Source organism: Rhodococcus sp. As11, from assembly GCF_048957735.1.
In the GTDB taxonomy this organism is placed as follows: Bacteria; Actinomycetota; Actinomycetes; order Mycobacteriales; family Mycobacteriaceae; genus Rhodococcus; species Rhodococcus gordoniae.
On sequence record NZ_JARDJE010000006.1, the window covers coordinates 199720 to 218222 of the forward strand.

General features: G+C 68.8%; 17 protein-coding genes. 10 read left to right on the forward strand and 7 right to left on the reverse strand.

Annotated elements, in window-relative coordinates; translation table 11 throughout:
* Positions 1-12 precede the first annotated feature (12 nt).
* From PV766_RS10560 to PV766_RS10570, 3 genes are read left to right on the forward strand one after another with little or no spacing between them, the layout of a single operon-like run.
* A complete protein-coding gene (locus tag PV766_RS10560) occupies positions 13-900 on the forward strand; it encodes a carbohydrate ABC transporter permease (RefSeq protein ID WP_172506148.1) in 888 nt (295 codons plus the stop codon).
* Positions 900-1730 (forward strand): carbohydrate ABC transporter permease, encoded by an 831-nt coding sequence (locus PV766_RS10565; RefSeq protein ID WP_064064417.1) that lies wholly within the window; start codon positions 900-902, stop codon positions 1728-1730. The genes PV766_RS10560 and PV766_RS10565 overlap by 1 nt, the downstream gene beginning before the upstream one ends.
* A 5-nt stretch (positions 1731-1735) precedes the next feature.
* Entirely contained in the window at positions 1736-2902 is a 1167-nt protein-coding gene (locus PV766_RS10570) for an ABC transporter ATP-binding protein (protein WP_421096988.1), read from the forward strand.
* A 61-nt stretch (positions 2903-2963) separates the two neighbouring features.
* Here the strand turns inward: PV766_RS10570 and PV766_RS10575 are convergent, their stop codons facing one another.
* Complete coding sequence (locus PV766_RS10575; RefSeq protein ID WP_016933704.1) at positions 2964-3809, reverse strand: hypothetical protein; 846 nt, start codon at positions 3807-3809, stop codon at positions 2964-2966.
* Between the two features lie 73 nt (positions 3810-3882).
* On the opposite strand from PV766_RS10575, the gene PV766_RS10580 reads away from it, so the two are divergent.
* Positions 3883-4473: a suppressor of fused domain protein gene (locus tag PV766_RS10580; RefSeq protein ID WP_016933703.1), complete on the forward strand. Its 591-nt coding sequence runs from the start codon at positions 3883-3885 to the stop codon at positions 4471-4473.
* Positions 4470-5579 carry a winged helix DNA-binding domain-containing protein gene (locus PV766_RS10585; RefSeq protein ID WP_064064414.1) on the forward strand — a complete coding sequence of 370 codons (1110 nt, stop codon included), beginning with the start codon at positions 4470-4472 and terminating at the stop codon, positions 5577-5579. The genes PV766_RS10580 and PV766_RS10585 overlap by 4 nt, the downstream gene beginning before the upstream one ends.
* A 12-nt stretch (positions 5580-5591) precedes the next feature.
* Here the strand turns inward: PV766_RS10585 and PV766_RS10590 are convergent, their stop codons facing one another.
* Both PV766_RS10590 and PV766_RS10595 read right to left on the reverse strand, forming a co-directional pair.
* Positions 5592-7400 carry a hypothetical protein gene (locus tag PV766_RS10590; protein WP_421096989.1) on the reverse strand — a complete coding sequence of 603 codons (1809 nt, stop codon included), beginning with the start codon at positions 7398-7400 and terminating at the stop codon, positions 5592-5594.
* Positions 7397-8452: a magnesium and cobalt transport protein CorA gene (locus PV766_RS10595; RefSeq protein WP_064064444.1), complete on the reverse strand. Its 1056-nt coding sequence runs from the start codon at positions 8450-8452 to the stop codon at positions 7397-7399. Before PV766_RS10595 ends, PV766_RS10590 begins: the two co-directional genes overlap by 4 nt.
* Before the next feature lie 81 nt (positions 8453-8533).
* On the opposite strand from PV766_RS10595, the gene PV766_RS10600 reads away from it, so the two are divergent.
* The 4 genes from PV766_RS10600 to PV766_RS10615 all read left to right on the forward strand — a co-directional run bounded on the left by PV766_RS10600 (position 8534) and on the right by PV766_RS10615 (position 12567).
* Positions 8534-9388 carry a PHP domain-containing protein gene (locus tag PV766_RS10600; RefSeq protein ID WP_064064412.1) on the forward strand — a complete coding sequence of 285 codons (855 nt, stop codon included), beginning with the start codon at positions 8534-8536 and terminating at the stop codon, positions 9386-9388.
* On the forward strand, positions 9385-9807 hold the full coding sequence (locus PV766_RS10605) for a hypothetical protein (RefSeq protein ID WP_064064411.1): 423 nt from the start codon (positions 9385-9387) through the stop codon (positions 9805-9807). The genes PV766_RS10600 and PV766_RS10605 overlap by 4 nt, the downstream gene beginning before the upstream one ends.
* Before the next feature lie 469 nt (positions 9808-10276).
* Positions 10277-11470 (forward strand): NAD(P)-dependent malic enzyme, encoded by a 1194-nt coding sequence (locus PV766_RS10610; protein WP_026003143.1) that lies wholly within the window; start codon positions 10277-10279, stop codon positions 11468-11470.
* A gap of 146 nt (positions 11471-11616) precedes the next feature.
* Positions 11617-12567, forward strand: coding sequence for a glycine betaine ABC transporter substrate-binding protein (locus PV766_RS10615; protein WP_129977643.1), 951 nt, complete (start codon positions 11617-11619; stop codon positions 12565-12567).
* Between the two features lie 17 nt (positions 12568-12584).
* Here the strand turns inward: PV766_RS10615 and PV766_RS10620 are convergent, their stop codons facing one another.
* From PV766_RS10620 to PV766_RS10630, 3 genes are read right to left on the reverse strand one after another with little or no spacing between them, the layout of a single operon-like run.
* Positions 12585-13496: an alpha/beta hydrolase fold domain-containing protein gene (locus tag PV766_RS10620; protein WP_421096990.1), complete on the reverse strand. Its 912-nt coding sequence runs from the start codon at positions 13494-13496 to the stop codon at positions 12585-12587.
* 8 nt (positions 13497-13504) lie between these two features.
* Positions 13505-14332, reverse strand: a complete 828-nt coding sequence (locus PV766_RS10625) for an SDR family NAD(P)-dependent oxidoreductase (RefSeq protein WP_064064408.1) — start codon at positions 14330-14332, stop codon at positions 13505-13507.
* Positions 14329-15891 (reverse strand): flavin-containing monooxygenase, encoded by a 1563-nt coding sequence (locus tag PV766_RS10630; protein WP_421096991.1) that lies wholly within the window; start codon positions 15889-15891, stop codon positions 14329-14331. Before PV766_RS10630 ends, PV766_RS10625 begins: the two co-directional genes overlap by 4 nt.
* 70 nt (positions 15892-15961) lie before the next feature.
* On the opposite strand from PV766_RS10630, the gene PV766_RS10635 reads away from it, so the two are divergent.
* Entirely contained in the window at positions 15962-16639 is a 678-nt protein-coding gene (locus PV766_RS10635) for a TetR/AcrR family transcriptional regulator (RefSeq protein ID WP_421096992.1), read from the forward strand.
* Here PV766_RS10635 and PV766_RS10640 read toward each other — a convergent pair.
* On the reverse strand, positions 16596-18389 hold the full coding sequence (locus PV766_RS10640; RefSeq protein WP_421096993.1) for a thiamine pyrophosphate-requiring protein: 1794 nt from the start codon (positions 18387-18389) through the stop codon (positions 16596-16598). The two genes, PV766_RS10635 and PV766_RS10640, sit on opposite strands and share 44 nt — an antisense overlap.
* Positions 18390-18503: the final 114 nt, after the last annotated feature.

Genomic DNA, 18503 nt, shown 5'->3' on the forward strand with positions numbered 1-18503 from the left:
CCCAGGACGAAAGTGGCGCTGTCCGAGGGGAAGAAAGCCGAACGCCGCCTCGGCCTCATGCTCGTCGCACCCGCGGCGATCGTGATGCTCGCCGTGACGGCCTACCCGGTGGGCTACGCCGTCTGGCTCAGCCTGCAACGCTACGATCTGCGTTTCCCCGACGAACGCCGCTTCGTCGGACTGTCCAACTACGTCGCGGTGCTGAGCGACGGATTCTGGTGGCAGGCCTTCATCGTCACCTCGCTCGTCACCCTCGTCTCCGTCGCGATCGAGTTCGTGCTCGGCCTGGCGATCGCACTGGTCATGCACCGCACCATCGTCGGGAAGGGCGTCGTGCGCACGGTGGTGCTGATCCCGTACGGCATCGTCACCGTCGCCGCCGCGTACAGCTGGTACTACGCGTGGACCCCGGGCACGGGCTATCTCGCGAATCTGCTCCCCGACGGCAGTGCCCCACTCACCGACCAGATCCCGTCCCTGGCGATCATCGTGCTCGCCGAGGTGTGGAAGACCACGCCGTTCATGGCGTTGCTGCTCCTCGCCGGTCTCGCGCTCGTCCCCGACGATCTGCTCAAGGCCGCGCAGGTCGACGGCGCCGGGGCGTGGACGCGCCTGGTGCGCATCATCGTGCCGTTGATGAAACCGGCGATCCTGGTGGCCCTGCTCTTCCGCACACTCGACGCCTTCCGCATCTTCGACAACATCTACGTCCTCACCCGCGGTTCCAACGGCACCGGGTCGGTGTCGATCCTCGGTTACGACAACCTGTTCCGGGCCTTCAACCTCGGGATCGGATCGGCGATCAGCGTCCTGATCTTCCTGTGCGTCGCGATCATCGCGTTCGTGTTCATCACGTTGTTCGGTGCGTCCGCACCCGGCTCGGACGAAGGGGGCCGATGATGGCCGAGACCAGGAAACGGACCCTGTCGTGGTCGGCGGTGAACCTCGTCGTCCTGCTCTACGCACTCGTTCCGGTGCTGTGGATCGCGAGCCTGTCGTTCAAACCGCCCGGCACCATCCAGGACGGTCGCTTCATCCCGCAGCAGTGGACACTCGACAACTACCGCGGGATCTTCCGCACCGACGCGTTCACCAGCGCCCTGATCAACTCCATCGGTATCGGCCTGATCGCCACCGTCATCGCCGTGCTCCTCGGGACGATGGCGGCCTACGCGATCGCCCGGCTCGATTTCCCCGGTAAGAAGCTCCTGGTGGGAGTGGCACTGCTCATCGCGATGTTCCCCCAGATCTCCCTCGTCAGCCCGCTGTTCGAGATCATGCGCGGACTCGGACTGTTCGACACGTGGGCGGCGCTGATCCTGCCGTACATCACCTTCTCGCTGCCGCTCGCGATCTACACCCTGTCGGCCTTCTTCAAGGAGATCCCGTGGGAGCTCGAGAAGGCCGCCAAGATGGACGGCGCGACACCGGGCCAGGCGTTCCGCAAGGTGGTGGCTCCGCTCGCGGCTCCGGGCATCATCACGGCGGCGATCCTGGTGTTCATCTTCTGCTGGAACGACCTGCTGTTCGCGATCTCGCTGACCTCCACCGAGCGGTCCATCACCGCGCCGGCCGCGATCGCGAACTTCACGGGCGCATCGCAGTTCGAGGAACCGACCGGATCGATCGCGGCGGCCGCCGTGGTCATCACGATTCCGATCATCGTGTTCGTCCTGATCTTCCAACGTCGAATCGTGGCCGGACTGACCTCCGGCGCAGTGAAGGGGTGACTACCGTGGCCGAGATCGTGCTCGACAAGGTGACGAAGGAATATCCGGACGGCGCGAAAGCCGTCAGCGACGTGGATCTCGAGATCTCCGACGGCGAGTTCATCATTCTCGTCGGCCCGTCGGGCTGCGGAAAGTCCACCACGCTCAACATGATCGCCGGTCTCGAGGACATCTCCGACGGCGAACTGCGCATCGCGGGGGAGCGGGTGAACGAGCGGGCGCCGAAGGACCGCGACATCGCGATGGTCTTCCAGTCCTACGCGCTGTATCCGCACATGTCGGTGCGCGACAACATCGCGTTCCCGCTCACCCTCGCGAAGGTGCCCAAGGACGAGATCACCAGAAAAGTCGACGAAGCGGCCCGGATCCTCGACCTCACACAGCATCTCGACCGGAAGCCCGCCAACCTGTCGGGCGGTCAGCGGCAACGCGTGGCCATGGGACGTGCGATCGTGCGCAGCCCCAAGGCCTTCCTCATGGACGAACCGCTGTCGAACCTCGACGCCAAACTGCGCGTGCAGATGCGCACCGAGATCGCGCGCCTGCAGAAACGTCTCGGCACCACGACGGTGTACGTCACCCACGACCAGACCGAGGCGATGACGCTCGGCGACCGCGTCGTCGTGATGCGCGGCGGGCTCGTGCAGCAGGTCGGCGCGCCGCAGGACCTGTACGACCACCCGAAGAACCTGTTCGTCGCCGGCTTCATCGGGTCGCCGTCGATGAACTTCGTTCCGGGACAGATCGAGAACGGTTCGGTCCGTACCTCGTTCGGGGAGTTCCGGCTTCCCGACGAGCGGTGGGAGGTCGTGCGCCGCAACAATCCGTCGCGCGAGGTAATCGTCGGTATCCGTCCGGAGCACTTCGAAGATGCCGACCTGCTCGACCCGACCCAGCGGGAAGCGGGCGTGACCTTCTCCGCGGAGGTCGACGTGCTCGAGTCCATGGGATCCGACAAGTTCGCGTACTTCACGGCCGAGGGTCCGGGCGTGCAGTCGAAGGATCTCGACGAACTCGCCGCCGACGCGGGCGCCGACATGTCGGCGGAATCGCTGGTCGCGCGGTTGTCCGTGGAGTCGCAGGCCGCGAAGGGCAGGACCGTGCAGTTGTGGTTCGACCCGGCGAAGATCGCGCTGTTCGATCAGGACACCGGAGCGAACGTCACCCTCTGACAAGACGGACTTCGGTGGCTCCGCCCCCGCGATACGGGGTCGGATCCACCGAACTCGTCGGTCAGCGGGGCGCGCGGGTCCGGAGTTCGTCGACGATCTCCTCGCTCCACACGTGCCGCCGCACCAGGCGGTAGCGTTCGCTCGCGATCCACAGGTACACCTCGGCGTCGGTGCGTGAGCGCAACATCCCCGCTTCCCGGGCCATCGCGACGACGGGGACGAATTCCTCCTCGTACCAGCGCCGCGCGACCTCCTCGCGGGTGAGGTACTCGCCGAGATCCTGCATCAAGCGGAAACCCCACGCCTCGACGGCCTCGGCCAGTTCGGCGTATCCCCACGGGTCGGACACGCGGATCGTGTCCTGGGCCGCGCCGTGCAGGGGAACGCGGCCGAGAAACATCCTGAAGTGGTCCTTGCGCACGAGATCGGGACGGGCGGTGATGCCCTCCGCGGGCACCTTCGTGGTGATCTCGGTGACGTAGGCGTCGATGGTGCGGTCGCCCTGCGCGTAGGCGATGGACACACGGTGGTGCCCGTCCTGCACGAAATGCATCGGTCCCACCCGGTACACGGAGATCGGGGGCATGGCCTCGCCGCGCCGCCGCGCGGCCGCGATGCGTTCCCACCGGGCGCGCAGGCGTGCCGAGGTGGGGCGGAAACGGCGGTCGAAATCGTCTGCGCGGTCGACGCTGCCCACGATCGAGGCGACCTCGATGATCTGCAGCCCGAGTCGTCGTTCGCCGAGGCGTCCGAGTGCGGCGACGACGTCGTCGAAGGGCAGCACGGTGTTGATGTCGGCCGGTTCGCGGCGCAGCCATGCGATCAGCCGGGCGTACTCGGCGCGCCGGCGTTGCCGGGCGAAATCGTCACCGGCGTCGGAGACCGGAAAACCGGTGTCGCGAGCCACGCTTCGACGGTACCGGGCAGTGCGGAGGTGCGGGTGGGAACCGCATGTGCGGGGCGGGGGTTACATTGCAGGAGTGACCGACGCAGTACTCCCCGCAGTTCGCAGCCACCTCGCCGAGCATCTGACCGTGCCGGGGGATCCGGAGCCGGAATCGGCGTCGGTGACCTTCCTCGGTCTCGAACCGATCGAGGTCCTCCGCTTCCGTGGTGCAGAGCTCCTGCGGTACGCCACTCTGGGGTGCTCGCGGCATCCGATGGGCGATCCGACCGACATGGTGGCCGACCCGACGCGCGGACCACGCGCCGAACTGCTGCTGAGCCTGCGCGACAACGAGGGCATCACCGCCGGGGCCCATCGCACGCTCGCGGTGCTCGCTGCGCTGCCCGCCGTGGAGGGCGTGGTCCTCACCGACGACGCGCTGCTCGATCTCGGTGAGCCGCTGTGGCCGGGCGCTCCGTTCACCGCGGTGTTGCTCGAGACGGCCGACGTGCCGTCGCTGGAACTGCCCGAGCCCTCCGACCCGGTCCACTTCTTCGAGGCCCGCCCGATCACCGGTACCGAAGCGGCATGGAAGCGGCTGAAGGGAACCGAGGCGCTGCGCGAGGCGTGGGAGGAAGCAGGCATCGACCTGAGCGACCCGCGCCGGGCGCAAGCACGTCTGTGACCGCCCCGGTTCTCACCGACCGCGCGCTCGGACGCGCCACGCTCGCCCGCCAGCACCTGCTGCGACGGAGCAGCACGGATGCCCTGACGATGATCGAGCACCTGCTGGGACTGCAGGCCCAGGCACCGCTCGCACCGTATTTCGCCCTGTGGACCCGCATACGGAATTTCCGGCCCGAGGCGTTGTCGGACCTGCTGGAGTCGCGTGCGGTGGTCCGGATCGCGTTGATGCGCGGCACGGTGTTCGCGGTCTCCGGCGCCGACGCGCACGCGCTGCGTCCGTGGGTGCAACCGGTGCTCGACCGGGGTGTCGACGCGAACAGGGCCCACCGGGCCGGGCTCGACGGTCTCGACAGGACCGCGCTCGTGTCGGTTGCCCGGGAGCTGCTGGCGGGCACTCCGAGGAGTCAGGCCGAACTGCGCCCGCTGCTCGCCGAACGGTTCCCGGATCAGGATCCGGCCGCGTTGTCCCATGCGGTGCGGTGCCTGCTCCCGCTCGTGCAGGTGCCGCCGCGCGGGCTGTGGGGGCGATCCGGACAGCCGCGCCTGGCGCACCTCGACGAGTACGTGGGCCCGCCGCCCGTGCTTCCCGGTCCCGATCGGCTGATCCTGCGGTATCTGGCCGCCTTCGGTCCCGCGAGTGTCCAGGACGCACAGGCCTGGTGCGGCCTGACCCGGCTCGGCGAGATCGTCGATCGGCTCCGCCCACAGCTCGTGGTGTTCCGGGACGAGCGCGGGGCGGAACTGTTCGACCTTCCCGACGCGCCGCGACCCGACCCGTCGATCCCTGCCCCGGTGCGCATCCTCGCGCCGTTCGACAACGTGCTGCTCTCGCATTCCGATCGCACCCGATTCGTCTCGGATGAGGACCGCACGCGGATCATGACGCGGAACGGGATCATCGCGCCGTTGCTTCTCGTCGGTGGCACGGTCGCGGGCAGTGCCCGCGTGATGAACGGCCGGACCACCGCCACCGTGGAGATGACGCCGTGGCGGACGATCACCGCGTCCGGCCGGTCGGCGCTCGAGGCCGAAGGCATGCGCCTGCTGAACTTCGCGGCTCCGGGGGCCGACACGCACGACGTGCGGATCCTGGACACGGCCTGAGCCGCTCGGCTGTCAGCCCTGCGGGACGACGACCCCGAGCGATCCGCCACCGAGACACACGGTGGTGCCGGGTGTGGACGAGCGCGCCTGCAACGCCGACCCGTCTCCGGAGACGCGGACGTACACCGTGCCGAGCCCTTCGGTGACGGGAACCGTGACGGAGTCGTGGCCGGGGAAACCGAGATCGATCGTGCCGTCGGCGGACGCCCGGTAGTTCACCTGCACCGTCCATTCCCAGTCGCCCGCGGGGGAGTCGAGCGGAAGGGCCGTGACGGCGTCGGCGGTGACGAGACGGCCGCAGTCCGGCTCGGGACCGGGCGGGACGGACCGCAGCGGCAGCAGCTCGGCGGGTGCGCGGTGTCCGCGATCGTCGAGGACCCACAGGTCGGTCGTGTAATCGCGGACGTCGGACCGGTCCGGCAGCGCGGAGAAGACGGATCCCACCAGGTTGTGCGGATAGGTGACCGGCAGCAGGATCCACACCGACACCGGATGGTCGAGCACGGTGTCGTCGGGCCGGGCGGTCAGCGCAGCCTTCGCCGCCCCGAGATAGTCGCCGGTCGGGTTGTCCGACCAGCTGCGCGCGAACGTGACGGTCGACCACAGCGAGCCGGCGGTGAACACGGCCGCGCAGGTCCAGGCGGTCGCACGCACGGCGCGAGGGTGGCTCGTCGTGCCCCGCCGCGGGGCGCGCAGGATCAGCGCCGCGGCGATCGCGACGACCACGGCCGAGTCGGCGAAGTAGCGCAGTGTGCGCGCGAGTTCGTAGGTGGTCTCCGGGCCGAAGCGGGTACTGATCATCGCCGCGAGCGACGCCAGCATGTAGGCGATCACCGCGATCCACACCGGGCCCGTCCGCCGGCGCCGGCGCACACTCCACCCCGCCGCGAGTGCGACGGCGAACCACCCGACGACGACGAGCACGACCGGGGGATCGGCCCACGGCGGGCTCGGGTTCCACCGCTCCCACCCCCACGGACCACCCAGCAGCGACGGCAGCAGCCCGTAGGACAGCCCGTGATGGGTCAACCCGGCCACCATCGACCACGGCGGAACTCCGAACCGGGATTCGACCACCGCCGTGTAACAGAGCGCCCAGCCGACCAGCACGGCCGCCGACGCGAGCCACAGCGGGCGCGCCCGCGCCCAGGTGCGGCGGACCGGTCGCGCGAGTCCGTCGACGTGGGACGCGAGCGCGACCGTCGCGAAGGCGGCGAACGGAACGAGGACGGACTTCTCGAAGAACAGCAGGGCAACCACGGTGACGACGAGTGCGCTCACGAGATGGCGTCGTCGCCCGGTCCTGCTGTACTGCAGCGCATCTCCCGCGACCCAGGCCAGCGCTGCCTGCAGTGGCAGCGCGTTGAGCGCGGCGGCCCACCAGGCGAAGGCCGGCAGGGTCAGCGGGGTGAGGAGGTAGAACAGCAGCGGTCCCCACAGGGCGCGTCGCGGACCGAGCAGCAACCAGAGCACCCGTAGCACCGCCAGCGATGCGAGCAACTGCCCGATCACGAGCGAGGCCGCCGCCGGCCACCATGCCAACGGCGCGACGGCCGTGGCGATCCCCGCTACGAGGAAGGCGGCGGGCATCAGGTGACCGTCGTGGTCGTACCGCAGGAATGCGTCGGACAGCAGCGGATACGACCCCGCCCGGCCGACGAGGATCAGGTCGTCCCAGTAGAACTCGCCGGTCGCGGCCACCACGGTCCGGAGGATCGTCTGCAACAGGATCAGCACGAGGGCGACGACGAGCACGTGGCGCCGCGGCGATCGCGCCGGCCGTGTGGTGGGCGTCGCAGAGCTGTCGAGTTCGGTCGTCACAACCAGTTGTTGCGCCTGAAGGTGACGAACAGTCCCACGGTGATCGTGACGATCGCGGCGAGCACGACGTAGTAGCCGTACTCCCAGTGCAGTTCCGGCATGCGATCGAAGTTCATGCCGTAGATCCCGGCGATCATCGTCGGAACGGCGGCGATCGCGACCCACGCGGAGATCTTGCGCATGTCGGTGTTCTGCTGCACGGTGACCTTCGCGATCGCCGCGTCGAGCAGCGTGCCGAGCGTTTCGTCGAAGGCGGCGATGCGGTCGGACACCGTCGTGTGGTGGTCGGCGACGTCGCGGAAGTATCGTCGGACGTCCTTCGGGATCGGGTTGCCCGGCGCCCGGATGAGCTGTTGCAGCGGTTCGGCGAGCGGAACGACGGCCCGGCGCAACTGCACGATCTCGCGCTTGAGCATGTAGATCTGGTCGACCGCGATCCGCGTGTCGGGGGTGAACACGAGCTCTTCGATGTCGTCGACGTCGGGCTGTACGGCCGTCGTGACGGCGAGATAGGAGTCGACCACGTGGTCGGCGATCGCGTGGAGCACGGCCGCCGGACCGCGGGCCAGACGGTCGGGATCCCGCTCGAGGCGCTTGCGCACCTGCGACAGTTCCGAATGGTCGCCGTGCCGCACGCTCACGATGAAGTCGGGGCCCGTGAACAACATGATCTCGCCGGTCTCGACGATGTCCTTGGTGGTCGCCACCGACTCGTGCTCGATGTAGCTGACGGTGCGCAGCACCAGGAACAGCACGTTGTCGTAACGCTCGAGTTTCGGTCTCTGATGGGCGTGGACGGCGTCCTCGACCATCAGTTCGTGGAGTCCGAAGGTATGTGCGACGCTCGCCATCTGCCGTTCGTCGGGATGGTGCAGCCCGAGCCACACGAATCCGGTGCCGCGCCGGTGCACCTCTGCGACCGCCTCGGTGTGGGTGTAGCGGCCGGGCAGCCGGTGCCCGTCGACATAGACCGCGCAGTCGATCACCGCTCGTTCGGTGAGTGCCGGGGGAGTGGGGCCGCGACGAGGGGCACGAGAAGGCTGGTGCGGCATGTTGTCCTTCCTCACGGCATGCCGCTGCGGCGCGGCCGGTCGCGTCGTCATGCTAGCCCGCCGACCTGACAGACTGGGGGCGTGCGTATCGATCTCCACACCCATTCGACCGCATCGGACGGTACCGACGCTCCCGCCGACCTGGTCCGCGCCGCGGCCCGGGCGGGTCTGGACGTGGTGGCCCTGACCGATCACGACACGACCGCGGGGTGGGACGAGGCCGCGACGGCTCTGCCGGCGGGGTTGCGTCTCGTCCGGGGGATGGAGATGTCCTGCACGGGTCGCGGAGAGGACGGCGCCCCGGTCGCCGTGCACCTGCTGGCCTATCTGTTCGACCCGCACGACCCGGTGTTCGTGGCCGAACTCGAGCGGCTCCGGGGCGAACGGGTGTCGCGGATCCGGGCCATGGGTGTGCGGATGGCTGCCGACGGTCTGCCGATCGACGTCGACGCGGTGCTCGCCGAGGCGGGTCCGGCCGCGGGCCGGCCACATCTGGCGCGGGCGCTCGTCGCCGCCGGTGTGGTGCCCACGGTCGCCGATGCCTTCACCGAGCTGTTGTCCCCGCGCGGTCGCTACTACGTACCGAAGGCCGACACCCCGCTCGTCGACGCGGTGAAGATGGTGACGGCCGCGGGCGGTGTGCCGGTGGTGGCGCACGCCCGGGCGCGTTCTCGCGGGCGGCTCCTCGCGCTCGATCACATCGAGGAACTCGCCGAACTCGGACTCGGCGGTGTCGAGGCCGATCATCCCGACCACAGTGAGCAGGACGTGCGGACGATGCACGATCTCGCACGGTCGCTCGGGGTGGTCGTCACGGGATCGTCCGACTATCACGGCGACAACAAGGACGTGAGGCTCGGCAGTTTCACCACCGCTCCGGCGGCCTACGAGGCGCTGCTCGACCGCGCGACCGGCGTGGAGGTGATCGCGGGATGAGGCGGCGGGGTGCGCGATACCCGGACGAGGGGCACGGGTCGTGGAACGACGAAAACTACTACGCCAGTGAGTACGACGAGCCGTACTACGTGGACGACGGGTACCACTCCTATCCCTACGACGTCGCATCGCCGCGCCGGTCGAGCCTGCCGGTCCGCGCCGCGCGCGCGATCTCGGGTGTGGTGTGTGGTGCGGTGCTGGTCCTGACCGCCGTGGTGTGCGGGGCCCAGTACCTGGCCGGCGACCGCGGTTTTCCCGGTCCGGGGACCACCGCGGTGGCCGCGCACGTCGTTGCCTCGCTCGTGGCCCTGATCGCGCAGGTGACGGCGGATCGCCGGTCCGGTGGCGCGGCTCTCCTGTCGAGTGCTGTGGTGATCTTCACTGCATCGATTCTGTTGCTCACCCAGTGGTGGGGATGACGGCTCCGAGTGCCATCACCGCTACCCGCCGGTAGCCGTCGTGTAACTGCGGAAATTCGTGTCGATGTGCCGTCGGGGCCGTGGTCCCGGCACGTAAACTCACAGGTGAGACGACAAAACCGTGAGACCTTCGCAATCGATGCCGATTTGATTGTTCCTCTGCGAAGGTGGCAAACTTACGGCAATCCGAAAGCCGGAATACCCCGGACTCGGACGAAGGATGGCAGACCCACCCGGGGCTCGATCACCCAGGGCTCGATGCCAGGGCCACCCGCCCCGGCTCCATCACGTTCCGGAAGCCGTACAACCTTGTACAGCGGCAGTCGTGATCGCGCCCGGAAGCTTCAACCAATGTCCTTGGCGAAGCGCTGCAGACTCGATGCATGGATCGATGTGAAATGCATGGGACTGCGGTGTTTTCGCAGCCACCGAGTCCAGAGGTCGACTCGGCACACGCAGGAGTGTCATCGTGTCAATTGTGTCTGATGCACCTACCCCTCAGAAGCTCGAGTTGACGGACGAGGAGATCTTCTCGGGTCACGTCGACGGCAAGCTCTCGGTCGAGTTGACCGCGCCGCTCGAGAACCAGCGCGATCTGTCCATCGCGTACACCCCCGGTGTCGCCCGGGTCTGCCGCGCCATCGCTGCCGACGAGACCCTGGTCGACCGGTACACCTGGACGAACCGCCTGGTCGTCGTCGTGTCCGACGGCACCGCGGTCCTCGGTCTCGGCAACATCGGCGCCCGCGCCTCGCTGCCCGTGATGGAGGGCAAGTCGGCGCTGTTCAAGAAGTTCGCCGGCCTGAACTCCATTCCGCTGGTGCTCGACACCACCGATCCCGACGAGATCGTCGAGACCCTCGTCCGGCTGCGTCCGTCCTTCGGTGCCGTCAACCTCGAGGACATCTCCGCCCCGCGCTGCTTCGAGATCGAGAAGCGCGTCATCGAGGCGCTCGACTGCCCCGTCATGCACGACGACCAGCACGGAACCGCGATCGTCGCCCTGGCCGCACTCAAGGGCGCGCTGAAGGTGCAGGGACGCGACATCGCCGACCTGCGCATCGTGATCTCCGGCGCCGGCGCTGCCGGCGTGGCGTGCACCAACATCCTGCTCGCCGCCGGTGCGCGTGACGTGGTGGTGCTCGATTCGAAGGGCATCATCTCCGCCGACCGCACCGATCTCGGCGAGATCAAGACCGACCTGGCCGCCCGCACCAACCCCGAGGGCCGCAAGGGCGGCATCACCGAGGCGCTCGACGGCGCCGACGTCTACCTCGGCGTGTCGTCGGGCACCGTGCCCGAGGAGATCGTCGCGACGATGGCCGACGACTCCATCATCTTCGCGATGTCGAACCCGGATCCGGAGATCCACCCCGACATCGCCCACAAGCACGCCGCGATCGTCGCGACGGGTCGCAGCGACTTCCCGAACCAGATCAACAACGTGCTGGCTTTCCCCGGTGTGTTCAAGGGGGCGCTCGACGCCGGTGCCCGCCGCATCACCGAGGGCATGAAACTCGCCGCCGCCGAGGCCATCCTCTCGGTCGTCGGTGACGAACTGGCCGCGGACAAGATCGTCCCGAGCCCGCTCGATCCGCGTGTGGCACCCGCCGTCGCCGAGGCCGTCGCGGCCGCGGCGAAGGCCGAAGGTGTCGCCGACTAGGGATTCGCTCCCGGCGAGATCGCACCGAACGCCCCGATCCGAACCGCACAAGGGTTCCGGACCGGGGCGTTCGGCGTCCTGTCGGTTGGGAGTCCGGGGAGGCCGGGGGTGGGCAGGCGCGGGTGGCAGGAGCCCGGTGGGCGACAATGGCCGCCGTGGCGAACGAATCGAGACCGACCCGGCCGGTCGCGGCGACAGTGCTCACCGCATGCGCGGTGGCGGCCGTGCTCCAGGGATGCGCGTCGCCCGTCCTCGACGGGGCGGCGCCGTCGGCGACGGTGATCGTCGGCGCGGGGGAGCGACCCGACGAGGAGCTGCTCGCGCACCTGTACACAGGAGCCCTGCGCGGCAGCGGGATCGACGTACAGGTGCGCTCCGGCGTCGCCGATCCGCCCGCAGCACTCGACGCCGCCGAGCTCACACTGATCCCCGGTTACACGGGACGTCTGCTCGCGTCCTACGACCCGGGTTCCGACTCCACCGACGCAGAGGACGTCTTCGAGGCGCTCGCGCGGGCGCTGCCCGACGAGCTGACCATCTCCGATTACGCGTCGGCGCAGGACCGCGCGGTTCTGCTCGCCGACCGCGAACGGCTCGCGCAGTGGTCGGTGAGCCGGGTGGCCGACCTCGTCGACCGGTGCCCCGAGCTGACGTTCGCGCTGACCGAGGACTTCGGCTCCGCGGGTGGACTCGACGCGCTCGAACGCGCCGGCTGCCGTCCGCGCGAGGTACGGCGGATCGAGGATGCGCAGTCGGTCGCCGTCGCATCCGAACCCGGTACCGTCGTCGGAACCACCACGACGTCACCCGCTCTCGCGGAGATCGATGCGGATTCGCCTGTGAGCACCGTGCCCGACGCACCCGACCGCGCCCCGCAGGACGACACGAAGGCAGACGACGCCCCGGCACCGGTACTGCCCGCCCAGAACGTCGTCCCGGTCTTCCGCAAGGGCACCCTCGACGAGGCGCAGCTCGACGCGTTGCGGACCATCGCCGGAGAGCTGACGACGAGCGATCTCACCGAACTGCGCGCGCGACTCGACGCCGGCGAGGATCCCCGGTCCGTCGCCGAGGAATGGCTCGCCGAACACAGCTGATCGCGGACGCCCGGTGCTCAGCCCGTGCGGGTGCCCATCCGCTGCCGGAGGAACACACCGAAGTCGCTGATCGCCGCGGCGGCCTCGGGAACGAGCGACGCCTGCAACGGCGCGACGTGCCACAATTCGGGCTGCGCGACGAACGTGACGTCGACGCCCGCCGTCCGGAGTTTCTCGGCGTACCGCCGGACCTGCGGGTAGAACATCTCCGCGGTGCCCACCTGGATGAGCGTCGGCGGCAGCCCCGTGGGATCGGCGTGCATGGGCGCGTAATCGGGATCGGTGGGATCGCCCCCGGCCAGATACGCCTCGGCCGAGGAGTACACCCAACCCTTGTTGAGGACGACGTCGTTCACGTCGGGCAGGTCGCGGGCGGCCGGATCGGTCCACGGCGACAGCAACCCGAGCGCGGGCGGGGTGATCGCGTGCCGGTCGATGAGCCGGCGCGCGGTGGCCGCCGCGAGGCCACCGCCGGCGGAGTCGCCGGCGATCGCGGTGCCCGACACCTCGAAGCCGTGCTCGCCGACGAGTTCGAGATAGGCCGCTTCGGCGTCGTTCGGCGCCGCCGGATAGGGATGCTCGGGAGCGAGCCGGTAGTCGAGGACGTACACGGCCGACTCCGCCGCCGCGGCGAGATGCGCCGCGAGTGAGCGGTGCGTGGCGAGCGATCCACCGGTGTACGCGCCGCCGTGCAGGTACAGGATCGCGGTGGTTCGCTCGGTGGCGCCCACGGTGATCCGCTCGGCGGGGCGTCCCGCCAGACGGATCGGGCGCACCACGGTGTCCTTCGGGAGGAACTGCAACGGCGCGGCGAGGTCGAGCAGCCGGCGTTGCGTGGCGAACGACCAGCGCGGTGACAGCAGGGCACGGAAGAGAGGCCGCAGCGCGGTACGCGCCACCCGCGGTGACAACTGGGGTGTCGGAGGCATGCCGCAGCCTATCCCTTCGGCACGACCCGGGAGGTCACGGTGGCGACGACACGCTGATAGGCCGGTCCGGCCACACGGACGAAGGCGTCGAGCAGCTTCGCGTCGGCGCCGACGAGTACGCGGGCCTTGTTCTTCCGCACACCGGCGAGGATGGTCTTCGCCGCGTCCTCGGGGGTCGTGCGCGCGAGCTTGCGGTCGAAGAACTCCGCGAAGGTCGCCTGGTCGTCGCCGTCCGGGACGGCGGCGTTGCGCGCGATCGCGGTCTTGATGCCACCGGGATGCACGCACGTGACCTGCACGGGATGCCGGGCGACGAGCATCTCCTGCCGCACCGCCTCCGTGAAGCCGCGCACCGCGAACTTCGCCGAGTTGTATGCCGCCTGGCCCGGGATGCTCAGCAGGCCGAACAGGCTCGAGACGTTGATCAGGTGGCCGTCACCGGACGCGATGAGGTACGGCAGGAAAGCCTTGGTGCCGTTGACGACTCCCCAGAAGTCGACGTCCATCACGCGCTCGATGTCCTTGAACTCGGTGCGCTCGAGGTCGCCGTGATAGGCGATGCCCGCGTTGTTGTACACCTGGTGGACCGCACCGAAGTGGGCGGCGACCTGCTCGGCGTACTCGAGGACCTTCTCCCGCTGGGTGACGTCGAGATGGTCGGCCTTCACCTCGGCGCCGAGATCCCGTGCGCGACGGGCGGTCTCCTCGAGTCCGGCGGTGTCGACGTCCGAGATCGCCAGTCGGGCGCCCTCGGCGGCGAGGGCGAGCACGAGGGCCCGCCCGATCCCGGAACCCGCTCCCGTGACGACCACGACCCGGCCTGCGACATCACTCATCGAACTGCTGCCTCTCGGGACGTGCGCTCCTGCGCGGGACGGTCGGTGACGACGGGGAGATCCGACCCGGCCACGCTGCGGTACGCGTCGAGGTCGAATCGCCTTGTGATGCGACGGAATTCGAAGGTGAATCCCGGCCACAGCGTGGTGTTGTTGCCGTGCTTGTCGAGATACCAGCTCGCACACCCGCCGTTGTTCCACACACTCGAGCGCATCGCGCGCTGCAGCTCGCGGTTGTACTCGTACTGCACGTCCTCGCGGACCTCGACCGTGCCGATGCGATTGCGGTCGATCGTGCGGATCGCGTCGACGACATAGCCGAGCTGCGACTCGATCATGTACACCATCGAGGTGTGGCCGAGTCCGGTGTTCGGGCCGACGAGGAAGAACAGGTTGGGGAAACCGGCGACCGAGCTGCCCTTGTACCCCTGCATGCCGGTCTCGTCGAAGACCTCGGCCAGTGAACGGCCGTCCTTGCCGAAGATACCGGCGAAGGTCGGGGAATCGGTGACGTGGAAGCCGGTCGCGACGACGATCGCATCGACCTCGCGTTCGGTGCCGTCTTTCGTGACGATGCCGCGCGGGGTGACGCGGGCGATGCCGTCGGTGACGAGGTCGACGTTCGGCCGGTCGAGCGCGGGATAGTAGTTGTTCGAGATCAGCATGCGCTTGCAGCCGATGCCGTAGTTCGGCGTGACCTTCCGTCGCAGTTCCTTGTCGCGGATCTGCCGGCGGACCTGGAGGCGCGCGGCGAGTTCGAGCGGCTTCATGAAGGCCTGTGCCTTGGCCAGGCCCACGACCTGGGTCTCACGGGCGGTGTACTGCAAGGCACGCGAGAGGCGCTGGAAGCCGGGGATGTACCGGAAGGCGAATCGCTCGGGCGCGGTGTACTCGCGGTCGAAGCGGGGAAGGATCCACGGTGCCGTGCGCTGGTAGACGTCGAGGTGTCCGACGGTGCCCGCGATGGCCGGCACGATCTGGATGGCGGAGGCTCCGGTGCCGATGACAGCGACCCGCTTGCCGGCGAGATCGGCGTCGTGGTTCCACCGGGCCGAATGGAAGATCTCGCCTTCGAAGCCGGCGATGCCCTCGATGTCGGGCAGCGACGGCTCGCACAGTGCGCCCACCGCGGAGATCATGACCTTGGCGCTGTACCGCCCGCGTGTGGTGGACACGTCCCAGCGGTGCGTCGCGGTGTTCCAGCGGGCCGACTGCACGTCGCATCCGAAGACGGTGCGGCGCCGGACATCGTACCGGTCGGCGACGGAGCGGATGTACTCCTGGATCTCCGGTTGCGGCGAGAACGAGCGCGTCCAGCCCGGGTTGAGGGCGAAGGAGTAGGAGTAGAGATTCGACGGCACGTCGCACGCGGCGCCGGGGTAGGTGTTGTCGCGCCAGGTGCCGCCGACCTCGGACGCGCGTTCGAGTACGAGGAAGTCCTTGCCTGCCTGCGACAGTCGGATGGCCGCACCGAGCCCGGCGAACCCGCTGCCGATGATCAGCGTGTCGACCTGACGGATCTTCGCGTCGGCGACGGTATCTGTAACCGGAAGACTCATGTACTTGAGGCTAGAGCGTTCCAGTGACCTGGTCAACACTTGTTGACCATAATTCAATAACGGTGTTTGCATGGGGGGCGTGGCAGAAGACAGTCCCCAACCCCGCCGGACCCGCCTCGGTCCCGCGCAACGCCGGGCCCAGCTGATCGGACAGGGGCTCGAGTTGCTCGCCGAGCGGCCGCTCGAGCAGATCTCCGTGGAGGAGGTCGCCGACCGGGCCGGGGTCTCGAAGGGCCTGCTGTTCCACTACTTCGCCTCGAAGCACGACTTTCACGTCGAACTCGTGCGGTGTGTCGGCCGGGACCTCGTCGAGTACACCGCGCCGGACGAGGACCTCGAACCCGTCGAGATGCTGCGGGGCACGCTCGTCGCGTACGTCGACTACGTCACCCGGCGCCGCGACATGTACGTGTCGATCCTGCGCGGCGCCACCAGCGGCGATCCCGACATGCGCGCGGCGTTCGAGGACACCCGCACGGCGATGGTCGAGCGGACCGTCGCGCACCTGCCCGCCATCGGGATCGAACCGGCCCCTGCCGTGCGACTCGCGGTCCGTGGGTGGGTGGCCTTCGTCGAGGACACGACCATCGCGTGGCTGCGCGACCCCGAACTCACCCGCGACGAGTTCGTCGAGCTGGCCATCGCTGCGCTGTCCGGCGTGGCCCTGGCGGCACATTCGCTCCAGGATCACGCCGGGGGCGATCTCAGCGGTCGTGCCCGGGAAGGTACTCCTGCAGCTTCGTCTTGACGCCCTGTTTCACGAATCCCCAACGGTTCTCGTCACCGGACAGGACGGCCTTGGCGACGTCGGTGAACTGTTCCCACGTCGCGTGCGGCGGGATCGGCGGCATGTCCGGATCGGTGTACACGTCGAGCACCGTCGGACGATCCGCAGCCAGGGCGCGATCCCAGGCCGGGCCCATCTCGTCCGAGGACTTCACGGTTTCGCCGCCCAGCCCGAGGCTGCGCGCGAAGGCGGCGTAGTCGACGTCCGGAAGCGACTGGGACTCCGCGAATTTCGGTGCCCCGCCCATCGCGCGCATTTCCCAGGTCACCTGGTTGAGATCATTGTTGTGGATGATCGCGACGACGAGCCGCGGATCCGCCCACTGCTGCCGGTACCGCTGGATGGTGATCAGTTCGGCCATGCCGTTCATCTGCATCGCGCCGTCGCCGGCGAAGGCGATCACCGGACGGTCGGGGTGCCCGAACTTCGCGCCGATTCCGTACGGCACGGCCGGTCCCATCGTCGCGAGGGTGCCCGACAGCGAACCGCGCATGTCGCCGCGGAACCGCAGTTGGCGCGCATACCAGTTGGCAGCCGAACCCGAATCGGCGGTGACGATCGCGTTGTCGGGCAGCCGCGGTGAGGCCTCGGCGAACATCCGCAGCGGGTTGACGAACTCCGTCTCCACCTCGGCCTGCTGCCCCATGATCTGCCACCAGCGCTGCACGTTCTGCTCGATGCGCTCGCGCCACGAACGGTCCTGTTTGCGCTGCAGCAGGGGGATGAGCGCGTCGAGCGCCGCCGCGGCATCGGCAACGAGGTTGACCTCGTTCGGATAGCGCATCCCGATCATGCGCGCGTCGATGTCGATCTGCACGCTGCGTGCCTGCTCGTATTCCGGAAGGAACTGGCTGTAGGGGAGACTCGAGCCGACGATGAGCAGGGTGTCGCACTCCGTCATCATCTCGTGGGTGGGGCGGGTTCCCAGCAGCCCGATCGATCCGGTGGCCCACGGCAGGTCGTCGGGCAGCACGTCCTTGCCCAGCAGGGCCTTCGCCACCCCCGCGCCGAGCAGATCCGCGACCTGCTCGAGTTGCGCCCGGGCGCCGCGAGCACCGCTGCCGACGAGCATCGCGACCTTGTTCCCCGCGTTGAGTACGTCGGCGGCACGTGCGATCGCGTCGTCGTCCGGCGCGACGCGGGGCCGGTCGAAACCGACGCTCGACGGCACCATCTTGAACTCGTGGCCGGGCGGGGCGTAGTCGAGTTCCTGCACGTCGCCGTGGATGATCACCGCCGTCGGCGTGCGGTACGCGATGGCGGTGCGCATCGCCCGGTCGAGGACGTTGGGCAACTGCTCGGGCACCGTCACGGTCTCCACGAAGGCCGACGCCACATCCTTGTACAGCGTGTGCAGGTCCACTTCCTGCTGGTACGACCCGCCCATCGCCGAGCGGTCGGTCTGGCCCACGATCGCCACCACCGGCACGTGGTCGAGTTTCGCGTCGTAGAGGCCGTTGAGCAGATGGATCGCACCGGGGCCGGAGGTCGCCATGCACACCCCGGGCCTGCCCGTGAACTTCGCGTAGCCGACCGCCTCGAAGGCACTCATCTCCTCGTGCCGCGACTGCACGAAGACCGGATCGTTGCCGGTGCGGGTCCAGGCGGCGAGAATCCCGTTGATGCCGTCCCCGGGATAGCCGAAGACGTGGTCCACCCCCCATTCGCGCAGGCGGTGCAACAGGTAGTCGGCCACGGTCCGGTTCGCCATCGGTAGCTCCTCACAGGACGCGATCGGGGGTCTCCGGAAGGGTGCCCGTCACGTCCGGGCCGAAACACCCCGGAAAAGGCGTGAGCCGGGTCGATCGCCCCTGAAGGGGGACGA

Bases quoted from the DNA above. Each gene is read 5' to 3' on its own strand.
- PV766_RS10620 (WP_421096990.1), bottom strand. From the start codon at position 13,496: ATGCCTCCGACACCCCAGTTGTCACCGCGGGTGGCGCGTACCGCGCTG.
- PV766_RS10615 (WP_129977643.1), top strand. From the start codon at position 11,617: ATGGCCGCCGTGGCGAACGAATCGAGACCGACCCGGCCGGTCGCGGCG.
- PV766_RS10630 (WP_421096991.1), bottom strand. From the start codon at position 15,891: ATGAGTCTTCCGGTTACAGATACCGTCGCCGACGCGAAGATCCGTCAG.
- PV766_RS10605 (WP_064064411.1), top strand. From the start codon at position 9,385: ATGAGGCGGCGGGGTGCGCGATACCCGGACGAGGGGCACGGGTCGTGG.
- PV766_RS10595 (WP_064064444.1), bottom strand. From the start codon at position 8,452: ATGCCGCACCAGCCTTCTCGTGCCCCTCGTCGCGGCCCCACTCCCCCG.
- PV766_RS10565 (WP_064064417.1), top strand. From the start codon at position 900: ATGGCCGAGACCAGGAAACGGACCCTGTCGTGGTCGGCGGTGAACCTC.
- PV766_RS10625 (WP_064064408.1), bottom strand. From the start codon at position 14,332: ATGAGTGATGTCGCAGGCCGGGTCGTGGTCGTCACGGGAGCGGGTTCC.
- PV766_RS10635 (WP_421096992.1), top strand. From the start codon at position 15,962: ATGGGGGGCGTGGCAGAAGACAGTCCCCAACCCCGCCGGACCCGCCTC.
- PV766_RS10640 (WP_421096993.1), bottom strand. From the start codon at position 18,389: ATGGCGAACCGGACCGTGGCCGACTACCTGTTGCACCGCCTGCGCGAA.